This window comes from Paenibacillus sp. A3M_27_13 (assembly GCF_024213315.1).
In the GTDB taxonomy this organism is placed as follows: domain Bacteria; phylum Bacillota; class Bacilli; order Paenibacillales; family Paenibacillaceae; genus Paenibacillus; species Paenibacillus polymyxa_B.
Genome location: NZ_JANAVE010000010.1, coordinates 80,945 through 98,879, shown reverse-complemented (window position 1 = coordinate 98,879; position 17,935 = coordinate 80,945). Strand labels below are relative to the sequence as shown.

Annotated in this window: 14 protein-coding genes and 1 pseudogene; 13 read left to right on the top strand and 2 right to left on the bottom strand. The window is 36.3% G+C overall.

Annotation, left to right across the window (positions count from 1 at the left end):
* Positions 1–4 precede the first annotated feature (4 nt).
* The 9 genes from NLX82_RS24275 to NLX82_RS24235 all read left to right on the top strand — a co-directional run bounded on the left by NLX82_RS24275 (position 5) and on the right by NLX82_RS24235 (position 12,999).
* The gene (locus NLX82_RS24275; protein WP_302055958.1) at positions 5–3,229 is read left to right on the top strand and encodes an S-layer homology domain-containing protein; all 3,225 of its coding nucleotides are present in this window, start codon (positions 5–7) and stop codon (positions 3,227–3,229) included.
* A 441-nt stretch (positions 3,230–3,670) separates the two neighbouring features.
* Positions 3,671–3,853 (top strand): hypothetical protein, encoded by a 183-nt coding sequence (locus NLX82_RS24270; RefSeq protein ID WP_254349179.1) that lies wholly within the window; start codon positions 3,671–3,673, stop codon positions 3,851–3,853.
* An 828-nt stretch (positions 3,854–4,681) separates the two neighbouring features.
* Entirely contained in the window at positions 4,682–5,299 is a 618-nt protein-coding gene (locus tag NLX82_RS24265; RefSeq protein ID WP_254349178.1) for a recombinase family protein, read from the top strand.
* Between the two features lie 735 nt (positions 5,300–6,034).
* Positions 6,035–7,378: a helix-turn-helix domain-containing protein gene (locus NLX82_RS24260; RefSeq protein ID WP_254349177.1), complete on the top strand. Its 1,344-nt coding sequence runs from the start codon at positions 6,035–6,037 to the stop codon at positions 7,376–7,378.
* A gap of 275 nt (positions 7,379–7,653) precedes the next feature.
* Positions 7,654–7,863 carry a hypothetical protein gene (locus NLX82_RS24255; RefSeq protein ID WP_254327760.1) on the top strand — a complete coding sequence of 70 codons (210 nt, stop codon included), beginning with the start codon at positions 7,654–7,656 and terminating at the stop codon, positions 7,861–7,863.
* Positions 7,864–8,266: 403 nt separating this feature from the next.
* Positions 8,267–9,421, top strand: coding sequence for a WXG100 family type VII secretion target (locus tag NLX82_RS24250; protein WP_254349176.1), 1,155 nt, complete (start codon positions 8,267–8,269; stop codon positions 9,419–9,421).
* Positions 9,422–9,433: 12 nt separating this feature from the next.
* Entirely contained in the window at positions 9,434–9,676 is a 243-nt protein-coding gene (locus NLX82_RS24245; protein WP_254349175.1) for a DUF1871 family protein, read from the top strand.
* Positions 9,677–9,865: 189 nt separating this feature from the next.
* On the top strand, positions 9,866–10,495 hold the full coding sequence (locus tag NLX82_RS24240; RefSeq protein ID WP_254349174.1) for a hypothetical protein: 630 nt from the start codon (positions 9,866–9,868) through the stop codon (positions 10,493–10,495).
* A gap of 986 nt (positions 10,496–11,481) precedes the next feature.
* On the top strand, positions 11,482–12,999 hold the full coding sequence (locus NLX82_RS24235; RefSeq protein ID WP_254349173.1) for a DEAD/DEAH box helicase family protein: 1,518 nt from the start codon (positions 11,482–11,484) through the stop codon (positions 12,997–12,999).
* A 512-nt stretch (positions 13,000–13,511) separates the two neighbouring features.
* Here NLX82_RS24235 and NLX82_RS24230 read toward each other — a convergent pair.
* On the bottom strand, positions 13,512–13,979 hold the full coding sequence (locus NLX82_RS24230) for a copper amine oxidase N-terminal domain-containing protein (protein WP_254349172.1): 468 nt from the start codon (positions 13,977–13,979) through the stop codon (positions 13,512–13,514).
* Positions 13,980–14,011: 32 nt separating this feature from the next.
* On the bottom strand, positions 14,012–15,172 hold the full coding sequence (locus NLX82_RS24225) for a hypothetical protein (RefSeq protein ID WP_254349171.1): 1,161 nt from the start codon (positions 15,170–15,172) through the stop codon (positions 14,012–14,014).
* 176 nt (positions 15,173–15,348) lie between these two features.
* On the opposite strand from NLX82_RS24225, the gene NLX82_RS24220 reads away from it, so the two are divergent.
* From NLX82_RS24220 to NLX82_RS24205, 4 genes and pseudogenes are all read left to right on the top strand, one after another.
* Positions 15,349–15,822 (top strand): siphovirus Gp157 family protein, encoded by a 474-nt coding sequence (locus NLX82_RS24220; RefSeq protein WP_254349170.1) that lies wholly within the window; start codon positions 15,349–15,351, stop codon positions 15,820–15,822.
* Between the two features lie 284 nt (positions 15,823–16,106).
* Positions 16,107–16,940 (top strand): hypothetical protein, encoded by an 834-nt coding sequence (locus tag NLX82_RS24215; RefSeq protein ID WP_254349169.1) that lies wholly within the window; start codon positions 16,107–16,109, stop codon positions 16,938–16,940.
* A 170-nt stretch (positions 16,941–17,110) separates the two neighbouring features.
* Positions 17,111–17,323 (top strand): helix-turn-helix domain-containing protein, encoded by a 213-nt coding sequence (locus tag NLX82_RS24210; protein WP_254349168.1) that lies wholly within the window; start codon positions 17,111–17,113, stop codon positions 17,321–17,323.
* A gap of 212 nt (positions 17,324–17,535) precedes the next feature.
* Positions 17,536–17,895: pseudogene (locus NLX82_RS24205) on the top strand (phosphotransferase); the annotation flags it as partial.
* Between the last annotated feature and the right edge of the window lie 40 nt (positions 17,896–17,935).

The following is a 17,935-nucleotide window of genomic DNA, read 5'->3' as shown; positions in this document are numbered from 1 at the left end:
TTCTTTGCTGCTAATACTAGCACAGCCAGGATTTTCACAGGCGGCAACCAGTGAGAAAGAATTAGAGAATCACTGGGCTGGCTCATTAATGAACGAATGGTTGTCCAAAGGAATCTTAAAAGGATACGAAAATGGAAAGGTGTATCCAGATCGTCAAGTCACACGGGCGGAGTTTTTAAGCATACTACATAAGGGATTTGATAGCCAAGATACTTATGATGTATCGGACAAGAAAGGCAAGTTCAGTGACGTGAAGGAGAGCAATTGGTATTACAAAGATGTGTTGAAGGCTGTTGATGAGGGGTTTATTAAAGGATATCCCAATAACACGTTTCAACCGAACAAGACCCTGACTCGTCAAGAGGCTGCTGTTATTCTAGCGAACAAATTGAACCTGAAAGAAGATAATTTAAATCTTCTTAAAGAGTACAAGGATTCCAATACTGTAGCTGACTGGGCCAATACCAGTTTCTCAGGTGTTCTGAACCATGCCATACTGCAAGGTTACCCGGATAAGACATTGATGCCTAAAAATCTGTTAACTCGCGCTGAGGCGGTAACCTTACTAGATAAGGCTATTAAATTTGAGTCTTCCAACAAAACCACTTTGAGTCCTCCTACTAATCCAGAAGGTAGTACTGGAATTAAACAAAGTGGAAATACTCAAACGGCTAACGCTTCTACAAGCAGTGCTGATACAGATAAAAAATCGAAAAAAAATAATATTGATACGAAACTAGATTCTGATAAGGATGGCCTGCCTGACTATAAGGAAGAAATGATAGGCACAGATAAGCATAATCCAGATACAGATGGTGACGGTTTAACTGATGGTCAAGAAGTAAATCTTATTGGCACTAATCCACTAAAAATTGATACGGATGGAAATGGCGTGAATGATGGCGATGAAGATAGTGATGGTGATGGCTTAACGAACGCAAAAGAAATACAACTGGGTACCAACCCCAACAACAAAGACTCTGATTTCGATGGCTGGGAAGATGCTTACGAGTTAAAGAAAGGAACCAATCCGTTAGAGGCTGATACAGACCTTGATGGATTAAAGGATTCTATAGAAGAGAAGTTTGGAATGGACCCTCTTAATCCTGATACAAACGGTAATGGTATTAAGGATGGGGACGAACCTGTTGAATACAAAACAGAGATAAAATCCTATGAACGTGACCGAAATGTTACCCCTTCAGTGAAAATAGTTTCTAATGCTAAAGAAGCAACTTCTACAGTAATCACAAATGTTTATGGGGAAGAAGCCTTTATTAATAAGAACATTCCTGGATATATTGGTGCGCCATTTGAATTCACGACAGATGTCAAATTCAATACAGCCGCAATTACATTTGAATATAATCCAATTTTGGAATCAGATGATTTTCGCCCAGAAATATTTTACTACAACAAAGAAAAGCAACTCTTAGAAAAGGTAGAGAATCAAACGTATGATCCGAGTTCCCATTCAGTAACAGCGATTGTTCCTCATTTTAGCACTTATATTTTGTTAAATGGTAAGGCATGGGATGCCGCTTGGGCGAAGGAAATCAGATTACCTAAAAAAGACCCTTCAACGGGGCGTGAGCGTAAAGTTGACGTCGTGTTTAGCATTGACACTTCTGGAAGTATGTCTTGGAATGATCCCAAGAATATGAGATTGAAAGCAGTTAGTAACTTTGTGAGTAAGTTGGAAGAGAATGATAGAGCGGCGATTTATCAATTCGACAATTATTCTGTCCAGAGAATTGCTTTGACTTCTGATAAACAGTCGGTACAAGATGCTGTGTATCAGGTAAGTGGGGATGGAGGGACTAATATTTATTCTGCTTTAGATTCTGCATTAACAGAGCTAGAGCAAAATGGAGAAGACAACCATGATAAGTTTATTGTTCTGTTAACCGATGGGCAAGGAACCCGGAATAATGAGTTTATTGATGATGCGATACAAAAGGCAAAGAGTGAGAAAATCTCTGTTTATACTATTGGTCTAGGAGAATCCATTGATGAGAGAATGCTTAAGCGAATTGCGTCAGAGACAGGAGGTTCATATTTCCATGCTACTACAGCAGAATCAATTGACTTGGCGTATGAACATGTAGCGGATGAAACAATTGATGCCTCATTAGTATTAGACAGCGATAAAGATGGAATTCCTGATTATTTTGAAATCAATGGCGTGCGTTTAAGTAATGGTGATATTTTGTATGGATTAGATCCTAACAATGCAGATACGGATGGAGACGGAGTACCGGATGGAAGTGAGGCAATCCTTGCTTCTAAAAATTTTGATCAAGATCCTGTTTATTTTTCAATGCTCTCAGATCCAACGAAAAAAGATTCAGATGGAGATGGTATGAGCGACAAAGCTGATCCCCAACCTCTAGTTTATAACGTGACAGATCGCCATAATGTAATGGTTAGTGATTTGAGTTATGTGAATTTAGAATCAATACAGGGTACTGAATTTGGGGGAACACTAAATGAAGAAATAATAAATAGATTTAAAGACAGTGACGCTTACCCTGATATTGAGTTGGCAGGATGGAAAATCATTAAGGCCTACAATAGTAAGTGGTACAACTTTAGTTTTGGGGCTGTAGCATTGAAAAAAGGTAATGACATCATTATAGCATTTAGAGGAACGGAATCTGAAACGTGGGAGCAAATAAAAGACTTCGCCAATGACTTAGCCATATTTATAAATAATGACAATATACAGACGTATAATGCAGAGGATTTTGTAGCAAGCGTTATTGAAGAGAACCCAAGAGCTAATATTTATATTACTGGCCATTCATTAGGAGGTTTCTTAGCAAGTGTTATGTCATACGAGTTAGCTTCTTTGAATCTAACAAATATTACAGGGAATAAAGATGCATATAAGGTGTTTAAGAATAGTGAGTATCAGTTCATTAAGGGGAGAACTTTTAATGCTGCCCCATTCTTTATTAATGGTTACTCTACAAATCTTGTAAGGCAGTGGGGAATAGAAATTTTCACCCCTTATACCGATGGTCCTGTCACACTTTCTGAATTATTGAGTGATGAATATAACGATCAAATTGAGAATTATACAACAGAAGGTGAGTTTTTAAGTATCCTTAAACAATATGCTTTGGGCTTACGTTTAGGAAAAGTATTCGAGCCTTTCCCAAGCAGTGGAAGTATGATGGAGAGACACTCGATTTATAAATTTTATGAACACTTCCCGCTTAAGTAAGGAATAGTCGATAGAGAATAGACTAATAAGGTCTATTCTCTCATTTTCTCGAAAGGAATGGTTACATTGAAGTCTAAAAAGAGAGCAATATCAATTTTTACTGATGAGCAACTGCAAAACTGCGTAAATTCCAGTGTGTCCGTTCAGCTATATGTGGGAGAAGAACTTGACTATGAAGGTAGTATTGTTGGATATACAGATCATTCTATAACTACAGAACGCGGGTTTTATTTAAGGGCAAATTGTAAAGTAGAAACAAAAGATAATTATTTAAAATTGTTAACGTACTAAATGGACTGAACTTAAGAATCGAACCTCGGCAAATGGTGTTCCTCTTTCCTTAAGAGTTTCACCTAGTTCTTTGGTTAATTCTTAAGTTCCTTTTACATAGAACTAACTCCAGAAGACTATTGACACATAACTTCAAGAACAGCACAGAAAATGATTCAAGCATTCGAACAATTCGGAAACCATCCGACATCGGACGGTTTAGCAGTAGGTAAAATATTCGAAATGCTCTCTCTACCCGAATCCGTTGATCGTCTGGAGTTTGTTGAACAGGAGCACACTGTTCCTTCAACTGGTGAGCAGAAGACGGTGGAGGAGATGACTGTGAGGGAATAAGATTTGAGTTTCTTCTATTATATATAATTCGTATCCTTCTGTCTTTGGGACATCTTGTCCTAGAAATGGCATACATATATGAAAGAGTAAGCGTGACTGAGTGAAAATTGATGAAAATATGTCTTCCACTCCGCGTTTCTTGTTGCGATTGACGATAGAGGTTTGCTGTTTTTAAAAACATAGATAAATAAACGATTCTTCAATTTTAAGTTTCTAGCAATTTAATTTATAAAAACTTAAATGCTCCTTGATATATCAAGCTTTTTTGAACATTTTTCCCCGATACGTACGATACGCATTATGATGTTGATTATATTTACCAAAAGTCCTTATTCCATCTACATTTTAGCTATTTTTTCAATACGCACGATGTAAATATATTCAGGCACAATTTTGAACCATAATGACTCAGAAAGCTATATAGAATAAGTGTTTTATGAACATATGATCAATTTTGACGATTGAGCTTCGATAAGGGTGTCGATGCGGTTTGTCCTCTATAGTACGCTCAGAGTTGAGCATACAACATTGACTGGATGTACATCTATAAATCACACGACTTCGATATTTTCTAAGCTGTACATTGGGTTGGACGTAGCGTAAAACTTTTCTTGCCTATTCGTTAAGACAGCTAATGTCCACCTTAACCTTGCTTACTCTATGTCATAAAGTATACCTTTTGCAATAGAGATCTATTGTATGTCATAAGTGGTTATGGAACATGTCAAATAGTATATAAAATATTTTGAAACATTTCTTAAATGTTGATATACATTTTGACATAGTTTTGCTATAATATAATCAATGACATAGCAAAGGATGATCCATATGAGTGAGATTAGACACTATGGTTACATAAGAGTATCGACGAAAGATCAGAACGAAGCTAGACAATTGGAAGCAATGCAAGGTTTAGGTATCATGGAACGAGATTACTTTATTGATAAGAAAAGTGGCAAGAATTTTGATAGACCACAATATCAGGCATTGAAGAGTGTGCTTAGAAAAGGCGACATTCTGTTCATCAAGGAACTAGACAGACTTGGACGGAATGCAGAAGAAATCAAACGTGAATGGCAAGATATTACGCACGAAATAGGCGCACACATTGTTATTCTTGATATGCCTATCCTTGATACTAGACAATACCATAATGGCTTAGAGAAGGTTATTTCCAGTATTGTGCTTGAACTACTAAGCTACATGGCTGAACGCGAACGTGAGAAGATAAACGGTAGACAATCTGAAGGTATAGCAGCAGCAAAAAATAATGGTGTGGTATTTGGTCGGCCTAAACAGGCAATAAGTGATGACTTCATTGCGGTATATGAGGAATGGAGGGAAGGCAGCATAACAGCAGTTGAAGCAATGAAGCGTGTAGAAATGAAACCTAACACGTTCTATCGTAGAGTTAAAGAATATGAACAACAGCAAGAAGTAGGATAAAATAATAATCATATGTACACTACGTACACACTCACGGCTTAGATGATTTATATCTAGGCTTTTTTTGTTGTTTAATAACCATATATTGGTGAGTGATTTGAATAAGGGGGGATAGTTTACACCTAAAACGCCTATTAAATTACCAAATAATGCAGCAGCACATCTCCCCCCACACTGAAGTTACTTTGCTTATGATGATTAGGCTTATGAACAATTTTCTCCGATGTCGGGGAATTTAAGTAGCGCAATCACGATATATTCTAAATTTATCTCTAATAAATATACCCCGGGGATGGTTAAAATCAATTGACCATTCACTTTCTACAAATATAGGTACAGCACATCCATTTCCCGATAGAGCCTGAATTTTACTCGATACCATCCCTAATATCATTAAGGTTGCTTGGATGCTATACATCCAATCTAAGCTCAATTCATAGATTAATTACAAGGGAATACGAATGTAACTATAAATCTGGTAACTTTGTATTGGATGAGTTGTATTATGATTTTCTAAATAAATTATACATAACATAAAGACGATACTTTTAATGATGAAATCATCGTAAACTATCCCAAAAGGTATCTTAAGTGAATATATGAAAGGTATATGATTTTATGCCAAAAGATGGTACAATCAAAATCGTTAAGGTATTTTACTACTTGTTTCACAACTACATAATAATTTTAACTATGCATCGTATTGTTAGTCTACGTTGAAAGGGTGGTTTATAGATGAAAATTACACCCACGATTAGAGCAGAATTGGAACAATTTCTACAACAAGAAGGCTTAACATTATCGCAATTTGGACAAATTACAGGGATGAATAGGGGAATAATAAGTAGCATTGTAACAGGTAACAAATCTATGTCTATTAATCAGCTTGATCGAATTACTGAAGCTATGGGCTTACCAGAGGGTCACTTTTACGACTTGTTCGTAGAAAACTACATCATCGACCATCCTCCGAATATGAGGCGAATTGAGCCATTTTTATATCGCTGTGCGGAGTTGGACAAGCTCGGTGTGATCCGTCGAGTGGTGGGAGCCATCATGGACAATCTACTCTATTCACCCAAGCTATTTGAAATTGCAGAAGGATTGCTGGCAAAGGGACGACATGAGGCAGCACTACTGCTCTATGAGGGGGTGGCTGAAGCGGAGAGATATCAACATTCTGAACGCCTAGCCATCTGTCAATATCGCATATTCAAGATTCAGGTTGGAGATGACCAAGAAAAGAATTTCCAATCAGCACTTCAATTTGAGCCATTTGTCAAACGTCTCGATGCTATAGACCAATTAGATGCACTTATAGATTTGGCTAATGTATACCGATCATTGCGAAAATGGGAACGCGCTAAGGAAGTTGCTAAGGATTTAAGGACTTTAGCCAAAGCTCAATACTCTTTGGATCATTCTCAGGAAAGGGAAGAGCGCAAACCTCTGCGACCGTTATTTTTTTATATCGCATTCAGTAAATCACTTATTGGCGGCGTTTATTATGAACAAGGAAAATATGAGTTGGCGTTACAAATTGCGTATGAGTCTTGTGATTTGGATTGGGTGAAAGAGACCGACGAAGAAGCATTGCGCTGGAAAAGCTTGTTTCAAGAATGGGGCGAGGCTAACATATGTTTAACTAAACTCATGGCTGGAGATACAGAGGTACTTCCTTTATATATTGATCTCATTTCAACAAATAGAGAGGAATTACTACCGGGTTTGTGGAATATAATGATAGTAGCCAATCGTTATAAATTAAATGTAGACAGTATTTTGAGTCAATTTGAGTGGGAAATATCCAAGATACATGATCAAGAAGGAAGACAAACGAATGACAAGCAGAATATTAATGATCAGCTTGTTGGCTTTTTGAGTGAATTAGCTGATTATTATTTGACCAGTGGTCAGTACGAAAAGGGAATTTGTTACTTATTAGACTGTATGAGAATATCCACTATAATCAATAATGAGCACTCTATACTTCGTTGCGTGAGAATGTTTGAACGTTGTCGCCAATTTGTCTCAGATGAAGTCAAAGTGGAGTATCGAAATTTAGTGGAAATGGGGTAATGGTATGAAACGCATAATCAAAGGGTTGTTCGCGACTACCTTCTTATTGGTGTTAGTAGCAAGCACACAAATAATGCACATTCAAGATTTTGGTATGTCACAGCCAATTTCTAACGGTGGTATCTCAGTATTTGGTTGGCATATTGGAAGTTAGTACATTTTAAATAGTGTGAAGCGTTTGTTCAAATGAAGAATATTAAGTCACATTTAAGGGTTGGACGGGATTATCCGTTTAGCCTTTTTTATGTGTAAACAATTGATTGGAGGTGTGCTGGATGGATATAGGTGAATTAGTACAGTATTTAAATCGGATGAGTTCTAGCATTAGTGAAATAGGGGATAAAACTAGTTCAGGTTTACAGGACATTGAAACTAGATTGAGCAACTTAGATAGCACTCTTACTATGACTAATGTTTTACTCATCATTCTAATTATTGTTGTTGCCCTAAATACATTTCTAAAATGGAAAAACTCAAAGAATTAGTCATCAGCTCATTAAATATGTTCATTCATGAATGCCCCTATAGATGCCAGAAAGCTGCGTCGATCTGGTTAGGGGCATATTCTTATAGATTGAGTATAGAAGCTACTAGTACATGAAAAAGACTGCGAGCCTAAAATACAATCCAGTATTTCTCAAAAAATTAGAATAACCAAGCAACAACTACATAATTGTAAAAACTTCTAACGTCCATAGAGGGATAAGGTGGTACGTTGATTCATGTAACTTATAACAAGGGATTATAATACTTTTGACATAGTAACCTGTCTATTTCAGTCCATTGGTCACATAATATAAAAGGAAATATCAGGATGATAGATGGATGTCCCTAAACATCTCCTTCTGATAAGATTATTTCCATCAAAATTAAAGTGGGCGTGGTAGAATGGGGAGAATATTAGTTCCACCTGACAAACTGATGGAAGTTGCTGATCAGTTCTTACACGGAAAGCATGAAATGGAACGTATGCTGAATTTTTTGAGTGGACGAATTGATTTTGTCCAACAAGGCTGGTCTGGAGCCACCCAAGAGAGATTTTTTCAGGAATTTCAGGTTTCTCGACAATCTATGAGTGTGACAATTGAACGACTATCGACAGTAGCACAAGAACTTATTTTTATTTCAAAAAACTTTACACAGGTGGACGGGGAGAAAGTCGTACTGGATGTGCCGTGGCTAGGAGCTCCTGTTAAAACGGCATCCACAGGTGAAGGTTGGTTACATAAAATCTTTGAACAAATTGGAAAAGCTGAGATCACCAAGGCTGAAGCTCAATTGGAAGCTAGCAAACTTCAAGGAGAAATCCTTTGGGATACTGCACAGGGAGCAAAAGGAGCTATTCAGGGAAATTTGACATTGGGGATGCTGCCAGATAAAGACCGTCACTATGATCATCCCATGGCAGCTAAAGTAGGAGAAATTCTCGGGAATGTAGCTACAACATTGCAAGGGGCTGGTGAGGTAGTAGCTGGAATAGGTGGAGAAGGATTATCAGTTGCTGTTTCATCTACAGGAGTAGGGAGTATAATCGGGGTACCCGGATTAATTGGATCGACAGCTTTGGCGGCGCATGGAGCTACAACTGCGGTTAAAAGTGCAAAAGGAGTAGGAGAAAGCTCAGCAGAATTGTGGCAGATGGCGAAGGAAGAAGGTGGAGGCTCATCAAAATCCACTCCTTCTTCGGGAGCTAAGGCAGAAAGTGTACCTCACACTCAGGGAAAAGGTGAAACTGCACAGATTGGTGACACTTTTGGAAAGTCAGGGACACTGGTTGAGAATCCGGGAACACAAATAAATTGGTCTAATTCTTCAAATCATGCTTTAGAAAGAATGCAAGAGCGAGGCGTAACAAAAGAAATGGCAGATTCTTGGGTGGAGAATGGGAAGGCCCTTTCCCAGAATAATGGTAGTAAGCATTTGTTTTTTTCAAAAGAAGGTGCTGCTGTAGTTGCTAACGATGGGACACTTGTTACAGTTATTCCTAAGAGTAAGTATGATGATGCATATAAAGCACTATCTAAATCGTTATTTGGAGAGTAGGAGTGTATAAAAATGAACGGTGATATCGTACAAATGATTAATGAATGGAACCCAATCGAAATATATCCTCTACTAGAAGATGAATATTATTCAGAAATACGTAAAATCTATGAAATAAGTAAGGAAACAAACTCTGTGGAAGAATTAGCAGAGCAGATTCATTTTGTATTCGCTCAATCTTTTAAAAAGGAATTCGATAAAAGTATTGAAGAATGTCGGTTAATCGCTGAAAAGATAATTAATGTTACAAAATAATTTATTTATGAGCTTGCTCCTTTAACAATAAAATGGGAGTGAGCTTTTTTGCATAGTTAGTCAATTAGAATAAGGGGGATGATATCTGCATACGCCTTAGAAATAAGAGACGATGTTTAAAAAGGAGAATCTTCAATTAAGCTACTAACTTTATGATATAGTTAATTATATGGAAGGGAAGTGAATGATATGAAGTTTAATACATACCTAAAACTATGGGAAGAACAGAACAGACTAATGAGACTGTTTGATAAAGCTCAATTACCATCTTTGCCTGTTGAATCGTTTAATTCTATTACACGGTTGGTTGAACGCAATAACTTTCAACGCATGATCCCTCAATTTGGTGAAATGCTCAATACTTTCAATCATGGTGGACTGTTTAAAGAATGGGAAGCTATATCTAAAATTTCAACTCAAATGCAGTCTTTGAATATTACTAATTACAGCTATATTGACAATCTCACTATTGATTATATGGATGACTTTGTTGATGCTATTGAAGAAGCATTGCCTGATATTGTTGAGGAAGAGCAAAGAGAAGAAATAAAGGAGCTAACTTCAAATTATCGTTTTTTCGATTGGAACGAAATTACTTTATCCAAAACTATTCCTTGGATTATGACTTTATTAGCTGTATTCCTAACATACTACCTCAATCATCACAATAGTAATAGTGAACCAGCACCAGATAAATATGAAGAACTTGAGCAACGAGTCCAACAACTTGAAAGCAATGATCGTCTAAGACAATCGATTGAGAATCTAACGACTGATTTACAAAAGTATAATAGCAATGGTGAAGAGAAGATTCAATAAAATAATGAATTTTTACGACATAAGCTTAACAGTAAAAAAACGCCAATAGTATTCCTGGGAATTACCGAAGTTGGGTGTCCTCCTTTTTACGGATGCCCAATTAGCTATGGTTAGTCGTCATATCCGAAAATCAACCGTGATAAAATAGTCATGTATGGACAGTTGAGGGATAAGCCTGTACTTTAAGTTGATGAGTGTTGCTGATAGTAATAGTGAATTTGAATGTAATCTGCTCGATAAAAAGGAGACTCAAATTTTTTCTTCATCATATGCATCATACATTTCTGATATTCACATGCCGATGCACACGCATAGTTCCTGATTGTAAATAATAGATTATTTCGATTTACTGTTGACAGATATATTCCCATGATATACTATGGGTATATCAACCAGAGCGTGACAGGCTTCAGTTGAAGTTACAATGAAAAGGAGAAAAAAAGTGAGGCGAAGGTGAAACGAATCAAAGGAAATGAAAGTTGAGTAGTAGATGACAATACATAAGCTTTACAAAGGATAAAATTAACAAAGTAGATTCAAAATACAGCAAGTAGACAAGATGGATACTAGATTAGATAAAATATTTTTTGGATCGGCGAACTTAATATTGTTTATTTGCTTTATCTGGAATGAGCGTTAAGTTTATTTGTTGTGCGATCTTTGAAAACTGAATTAATGATACACACTTAGGTGGACTTTCTTTGTTTCTGGGAAAGCTTTGTTTTTGTGTGCGCTTCATTATAGTTTGCTCAATTATGACAAGGCTTGAATCAGTTTTTGGAGCAGAATTTATATCGAGCTTGTGGAACTTGATGTTATTTCTTATCTAATTATGATCTAAAGTTATTTGTTGTATGCTTTTTTGAGGAATATATAAAAAAACGGGAGTAGTCTATATTTCTATAGGTAACAATGTCATTAGGTTGAGTAAACTGTCTATTTATATTTAAATAAAGATACTTATGTGCTGACAGAAAGGAGAAATATTGACACAATCAACAAAGAAAAGGATTACTGTCTCAGATGTATTAAAGGATCATGTCCACAAATGGCAACGTGGAGATATTATTACAATAGAAGCTGGTACAGGCGTTGGTAAAAGTCACTTTATAAAACATCAACTCTATCCCATAGCTAAGAAAGAGAGAGTTAGAATTCTTTTCTTCCTCAATCGAACTAGGCTAAATGAACAGTTTCGAGAGGAAATCAAACGTGATGGCAAGTCGGATGTAATCACAATTATTTTGTATCAAAAGTATGAATGGGAGCTACGAAAAAATAGTGCGATTGTCAAAGCAGACTATAAATACATAGTGTGTGACGAGTTTCACTACTTTCTAACTGAGTCAAGATACAACAAAAACACAGAAGATTCGTTCTATGCGATGATCAATGAGAAAAGTAAGATAAGAATATGTATGTCTGCAACTGCGGACGCTATGATTGCTTTTTTCAAGTATAAGGATATACAACACGAAAGCTATTCTATTCCTCATGATTACAGTCACATCAAGGAATTAATTTTCTATCAGAATGACAAAGTGTTGGAAAAGTTTCTATGTCAAATACCCAAGAATCACAAGGTAATCTGTTTCACAAAAAGTTCAGCTAAGGCGTTCAAACTACATGATACATTTAAAGATTCCATGTTTGTGTGTTCGCGTTCTGGAACTGCTTCAGAGAAAAGATACATGAACAAAGAACAAGTTAGTAAGATGCTGATTGATGAAAAATTTGATGAACAGTTTGTATTCAGTACATCCACCCTAGACAATGGGATCAATCTTAAAGATAAACAGATTAAATATGTGATTGCCGATATTATGGATGTAGATGTTCTGATTCAGTGTCTAGGACGAAAAAGAATCATCGACAAAACTGATACAGTCACTGTAATCATTAAAAATATATCAAATAAAATGTTGAAGAAGCTGATCAGAGATTGTGATAGACAAATAGAGCCAGCTCTGTACCTACAAGAACATGGAGCATCAAGTTATGTACAGAAGTATAAGAAGCAATCAAATCGAATTATATATGATCGTCCAGTAAATAATGAAGTTGGATATGATAAAGCTATCAATGATTTGATGTTCTTTAAAGAAATCTTTGACAAGCAGTTTTTTGAACAAGTAGCCAGTGAAGAAAACGGATATATGAACTACATAAAAACGAAGCTCCAACAAGATGCATATACAATATTAGATGATACATATGAAAAAGCTGATATTACAGATTACTTAGATTCAATTATAGGTACACGTTTATACAAGGAAGAACAAGCAGAACTAATTAAAAAAGTAAACTTGCGCGATGGAAGAGGTAGGCAACAGAAAGATGTTGAACAGTTGAATATCTACTTTCAAAAGAACAGTCTACCATACAATATCAACAATGATTCTAAAATGAACAAGGACGGAAGAAGACGATTAGATAATGGTGATGTAAATCCAAACTATAACAAGAGGTATTGGATATTGGCTAAACATATAGTTTTTGACTAAATGTTGCGTCCAAACGGTGGAAAAATACCTATATAGACACCCTTAAATCACAAAATTGATAAAAAATCCTTTGTTTATATAGCTTTTTGTGCGTCCAGAACATGGATAGTATACTCTCAAATTGAAAAAAATCAAAATAGGAGCAAAGGGGTGAATTGCTGAAAGCAAGAGGGGAAACGGTGACAAGCAATACTACTGTGTAGCGTAGCGGAATAGTTTTATTGCCGCTGAGTTTCCCTTGCACTTAAAGCTTTTAAAGATCAAGGTCAAAAGACTCTCCGCAAGCGCTGCGCTATTGCTACGTCATCCAGTCACAAGTGACTGTCTGTAATTTAGATATTTTACACCTAAAGAGAAATCTATTTGCTTCTGGCTCAGAGTTCCTAAGAAGTAAAGTAGTAGAATGAATATTCTTTAAGAGTTTTTACAACAAACAGGAGGATGCGTCGAACAAAAAGCAACATGAGAAGACCACCTTATAAATAAATAAGGTGGTCTAGATTAAAGAATTATTAATTGGAAGTTGTAATGTTAACATTTAATGTTTCATCTATTTTTTTAGCATCAACTTTAGCTCCCAATACTTCAGAAACAACTCGCAATGGCACTTGAATGCGAGTTGCCGGACTTTGCGGTGCAGCAAGCAAGGTTTTCTTTTCACCGTTGACATATGCAATTTTGCTACCGACCGCTAATTTAATTACAGTTCCGTCTTTCGATTGGATGGTGACTTGTTGCAAAGCCTTGTTCCAATCTATTACTTTGCCACCTAAATTTTCAGAAACAAAACGAAGAGGAACAAAAGCTGTATTTGTAGCATTATCAATATACGGAGGTGCATCTGAATTAGTTCCGAAATTAACAGGAACACTGTTTACCTCTACATTAATTGTATAACTATAAGGATGTTTAGCGCTAACTGGAATGCTTAATGCAAGTGAACAAATAAGAAATACAGAAACCATAAAGAATCTTTTCATGATGTATTTCTCCTTTTTAATTCAAAGTATAATCAATTTACCGAAAAGACATATCTTTCTGACTGCCCTGACGTTGTATAGTCAATTTTTCCTCCGTGAGTCCATACATCGTTGCTTAATCCTGAGACACTACTTGGGTAAACTGAACTGGAACTATTATTAGTTAGAAATTTCATATTGTTCCAAATAGCAGGTGTAGTGTATCCATAGTGGAATGGGCTGGTGGTTGAAGTGGCAGAACCCATAGCTATTGCAGTTAGCCGCTTAACTGATCTACCTGTACTTCCTAATCCATTAAATCTAACAACATAAATATCCGAGTAATTTATTTGCTCTCTAATGGTGAGTGTTGAGTCTGTTGAGTAATAATATACTTTATAGCCGTTAATTTTGTCACCACCATAGAACTTTTTAGTTGTATCATAGTAATATTTTCCACTACTAGGTTGTGGTATGCCATTGTTATTACCTGAATCAACAGTATGATTTGATTTTGCATGGAACATTGGATACCACCCAGCTGGAGTAAACTGAGAAGCAATGCCTTCAAATCCAACCTCAGCTACTCCATCAACACCAGTGTATAAATAGGCTGCCTCTGAATATTTCAAAGCATCAGTGATATTATAAGTTGGCAAAACAACAGAGTCTGCAACTACGCCATTATATATTTTATTAGCGTTACTAGCAGGAGTTTGAAGGCGATGGAATGCCCCTGTTTCTTTGCCTGCTGTGTTTCCTTGATTACCTAAGTAAGATTGTGTAGAGATTCTTTCATGTGGTTCAGTTCCGTATGTAGATTCTGTAGTTGTGATTTCTTTTGTTTCGAAATTTGATCGGATATCGCCTTTATCGGAGGAAGTTGCGTTAATTAATTCTCCATCTGAATCAAAGTCTAGAAGAATAACTTCAGCATTTTCCAATTTTTCGATGTTTTGCTTTGTTGTTTGACTAATGCTAGAACTTTCTGTGATGTTATCTAGAGTTTTATCGAACTCCTTATTGCTCAAAGTTGACATGCCTTTTGCAGTACTAGATGCGCCTTTGTCCAGCAAGAGTTCTTGTTCAATCGCTTCTTTAATATACTGAGCATAGTTGTTGGAGGTGTCATTTTCTTGGGCATTTGCCATTAAAGAAGGGATTGATGCAGATAGGAGCAAAACAGATAAAGCAACTTTAGCTACTTTTAACATAGTATATCCTCCTTGATATTGGGTTTATATAGTAAGCTGGCCAGCATTACTTCCCGAAAAAACTTACTGAAAAAGTATAATATGAATAAAAATATATATCAAGGAAAAGTTTTGTGAACTATTTACTAGTATAAAACATAGATTTTCTCATAATACATAGAAAAGGATGATAAAGGATGAGTAAGTTATATGAGCTTGGAGAACAATATAGAGTATTTAACAATTTTGTAGATTCAGCTTGGGACAATGACGATTTAACTGAAGATGATTTGCAACTGTACATTGAGACGCTAGAATCTATTGAAGATGAGCTGAGTAACAAGGCAGAGAATATCGCCAAGTTCATGAAAAACATCGAAGGAGACATCAAAGCCTTAAAAGAAGAAGAGGATCGATTAGCTAAAAAACGCAAATACCTTCAGAACAAAGTAGAAGGATTAAAGAGCTACACTCAAGCTGTATTAGAAGTAAATAAGATTGACAAGATAGACGCAGGTCTATTTAAGGTTAGACTACAAAAGAATCCTCCATCCATTAATATTGTGAATGAAAAAGCTATTCCTAATACATATAGAATTCCGCAACCCGATATAACGATGAACGTGGTCGCAATATCGGTCATACCTTTATTCGAACAATCAAATTTGTAGAACGTGGATGGACGATTCGTATCCTGAACTGTCAAAACTGTTGATTAAGCTAAACGATGTTGGTCTAAGTGAGAATGAGATTGAGTAGCTGACTTCTTTTACCCGTTTTATATTCTTTAATGAGGTGTTTATTATGGAAGGTAAAAAATTTGTTCTCATGCTTTTGCTTTTTTGCTTGTTGGGCATTATAGGGCTAATGTCTTTAATGTATGGATTCCTCTGGTTAGTTTTCAACGGATAGTTTATAAAATCAACATTTGACCACAAAATTTGGAGGCAATAATTTGAACGAATCAAGACAAAATACGGGTAGAGGCAGACCAAGAATTTTAAGTGAAAAAGAGATTAAACGTTGGCAAGATACATATGGTGAAGATATTCAAATTGTGGATTATAAAAAGCGCGCAATAAAGTATAGTTTGATTGCAAGAGAATGTGGTTTAATCAGCAAAGATGAGGAATTTGCTTATTTTTTACTCTACGGTTCAGTTAATTCGAGAATAAATAATACGAAACATGGTGATGAGTACTATCGACGTGTACCCTGCGAATGGACTATTCCTGAGGAGACAGTGGAGCAGATTATCAAGTGCAAACCTGAAATGTGGTTGGAGTGGAAGAGGCTTACAGCAATATACTTGGAAGAGGGAAGGCCAAGAGGACTGCGTCCCAGCATTGACAGAACAAACGAAGCAGAGGGCTACTCTTTTTCTAACATAGCAGCGATGAGCCAACATGACAATACCAAACGGGCGACAGCTCAACCTCAATTTTTAATAAAAATGTACGACTCTAGAAATCCTGAAAGCTCAAGAACATTCAGGAAATACGATACTAAGAGGGAGGCTCTAGAGGCTATTGGCCTATCTCAAACAGAATCAGATAGTGGGAAGTATTATGAAGCAGATGGTTGTGTATACCTCTTGCAATCATCTGCCCTTACGAATGGGGAAAAGGAATTGATCCAGAAAGAAGACAACGATGATAAAGAGAAGACATATAGAGGATCAATTTTAATAGCAACAATAGAATTTGACGATGGACGTACCGCAACAATAAGCAAAGAATTTACATATACTCAGTCAGCGGTAATAATTAAGGAACTACCAGTAGAGTGAACATACATAGAAGTCGCTTCAGACGAAAGTTAAAGGCTGTTTAAGAGAGTTTAGAGTTAGAGTGATAGGATTGTGGGTAGCAAGTTAGAAAGGCTTAGAACGAGAATATATGATTTTCAGCAGATATACAAACAAGCAGAAAGAAATTAAACTGGAGGAAGTTATTACATATGCAAGAAGAGATGTTAAAAGCTTTGGAATCATATCCACCATTATTAGACGTAACCCACATTCAGGAAATACTTATGGTAGGTCAGGCAACAGCCTACAACGAATTAAATTCTGGCAACTTTCCAGTGATGAAAGTAGGTAAACAGTTAAGAGTAGCAAAGCCATTGTTCGCAAAATACATAATTGAATCCTCATATTGTGCTAATGAATAAATAATGCATAAAAAAGAACACATCAAGCAATTAATTTTTGCCGAATGTGTTCTTTTTTTATTGTTGCAGTGGTCACACACTGGTCACAGAACCTTAAAAAAATGATGAAATTCAATAAGGTAGTTTGTGACTAAATGAAAAGTAGTGAGTGAAAAACATTGATACAATAAGGTTTTTTGAGGTTTAACGAGACTAGATGAGAAGCTGGAAGTCATGTAGGCAATATGGTGGTTAACCCATCTGGTGAACTGGGTATCATTGATTTTAATAGAATGGATTATGGTGATCCTTGGGAGGAATTCAATAGAATTACCTGGTGTGCAGCATTAAGTCCTTTATTCGCTTCGGGCCGTATCCACGGTTATTTTAATAACCATGTACCTGATTTATTTTTTAGATTAATGGCTCTGTATATTGCAAGCAATCAGCTTTCATCGATTCACTGGACCATTCCATTTGGCAAAGAAGAGGTAGACGATATGGTGCAACGAGCTGAAGAGGTTTTGGAAGCGTATAATTACTTTCAAACCTATATACCGAAATGGTACGTGCCCAGTTACAGCGACTTGTAAAAGCGAAGACCGCCGCTCCTGGGGAGTGACGGTCTTTTTT

Bases quoted from the DNA above. Each gene is read 5' to 3' on its own strand.
- NLX82_RS24270 (WP_254349179.1), top strand. From the start codon at position 3,671: ATGATTCAAGCATTCGAACAATTCGGAAACCATCCGACATCGGACGGT.
- NLX82_RS24265 (WP_254349178.1), top strand. From the start codon at position 4,682: ATGAGTGAGATTAGACACTATGGTTACATAAGAGTATCGACGAAAGAT.
- NLX82_RS24260 (WP_254349177.1), top strand. From the start codon at position 6,035: ATGAAAATTACACCCACGATTAGAGCAGAATTGGAACAATTTCTACAA.
- NLX82_RS24255 (WP_254327760.1), top strand. From the start codon at position 7,654: ATGGATATAGGTGAATTAGTACAGTATTTAAATCGGATGAGTTCTAGC.
- NLX82_RS24250 (WP_254349176.1), top strand. From the start codon at position 8,267: ATGGGGAGAATATTAGTTCCACCTGACAAACTGATGGAAGTTGCTGAT.
- NLX82_RS24245 (WP_254349175.1), top strand. From the start codon at position 9,434: ATGAACGGTGATATCGTACAAATGATTAATGAATGGAACCCAATCGAA.
- NLX82_RS24240 (WP_254349174.1), top strand. From the start codon at position 9,866: ATGAAGTTTAATACATACCTAAAACTATGGGAAGAACAGAACAGACTA.
- NLX82_RS24230 (WP_254349172.1), bottom strand. From the start codon at position 13,979: ATGAAAAGATTCTTTATGGTTTCTGTATTTCTTATTTGTTCACTTGCA.
- NLX82_RS24225 (WP_254349171.1), bottom strand. From the start codon at position 15,172: ATGTTAAAAGTAGCTAAAGTTGCTTTATCTGTTTTGCTCCTATCTGCA.
- NLX82_RS24220 (WP_254349170.1), top strand. From the start codon at position 15,349: ATGAGTAAGTTATATGAGCTTGGAGAACAATATAGAGTATTTAACAAT.
- NLX82_RS24210 (WP_254349168.1), top strand. From the start codon at position 17,111: ATGCAAGAAGAGATGTTAAAAGCTTTGGAATCATATCCACCATTATTA.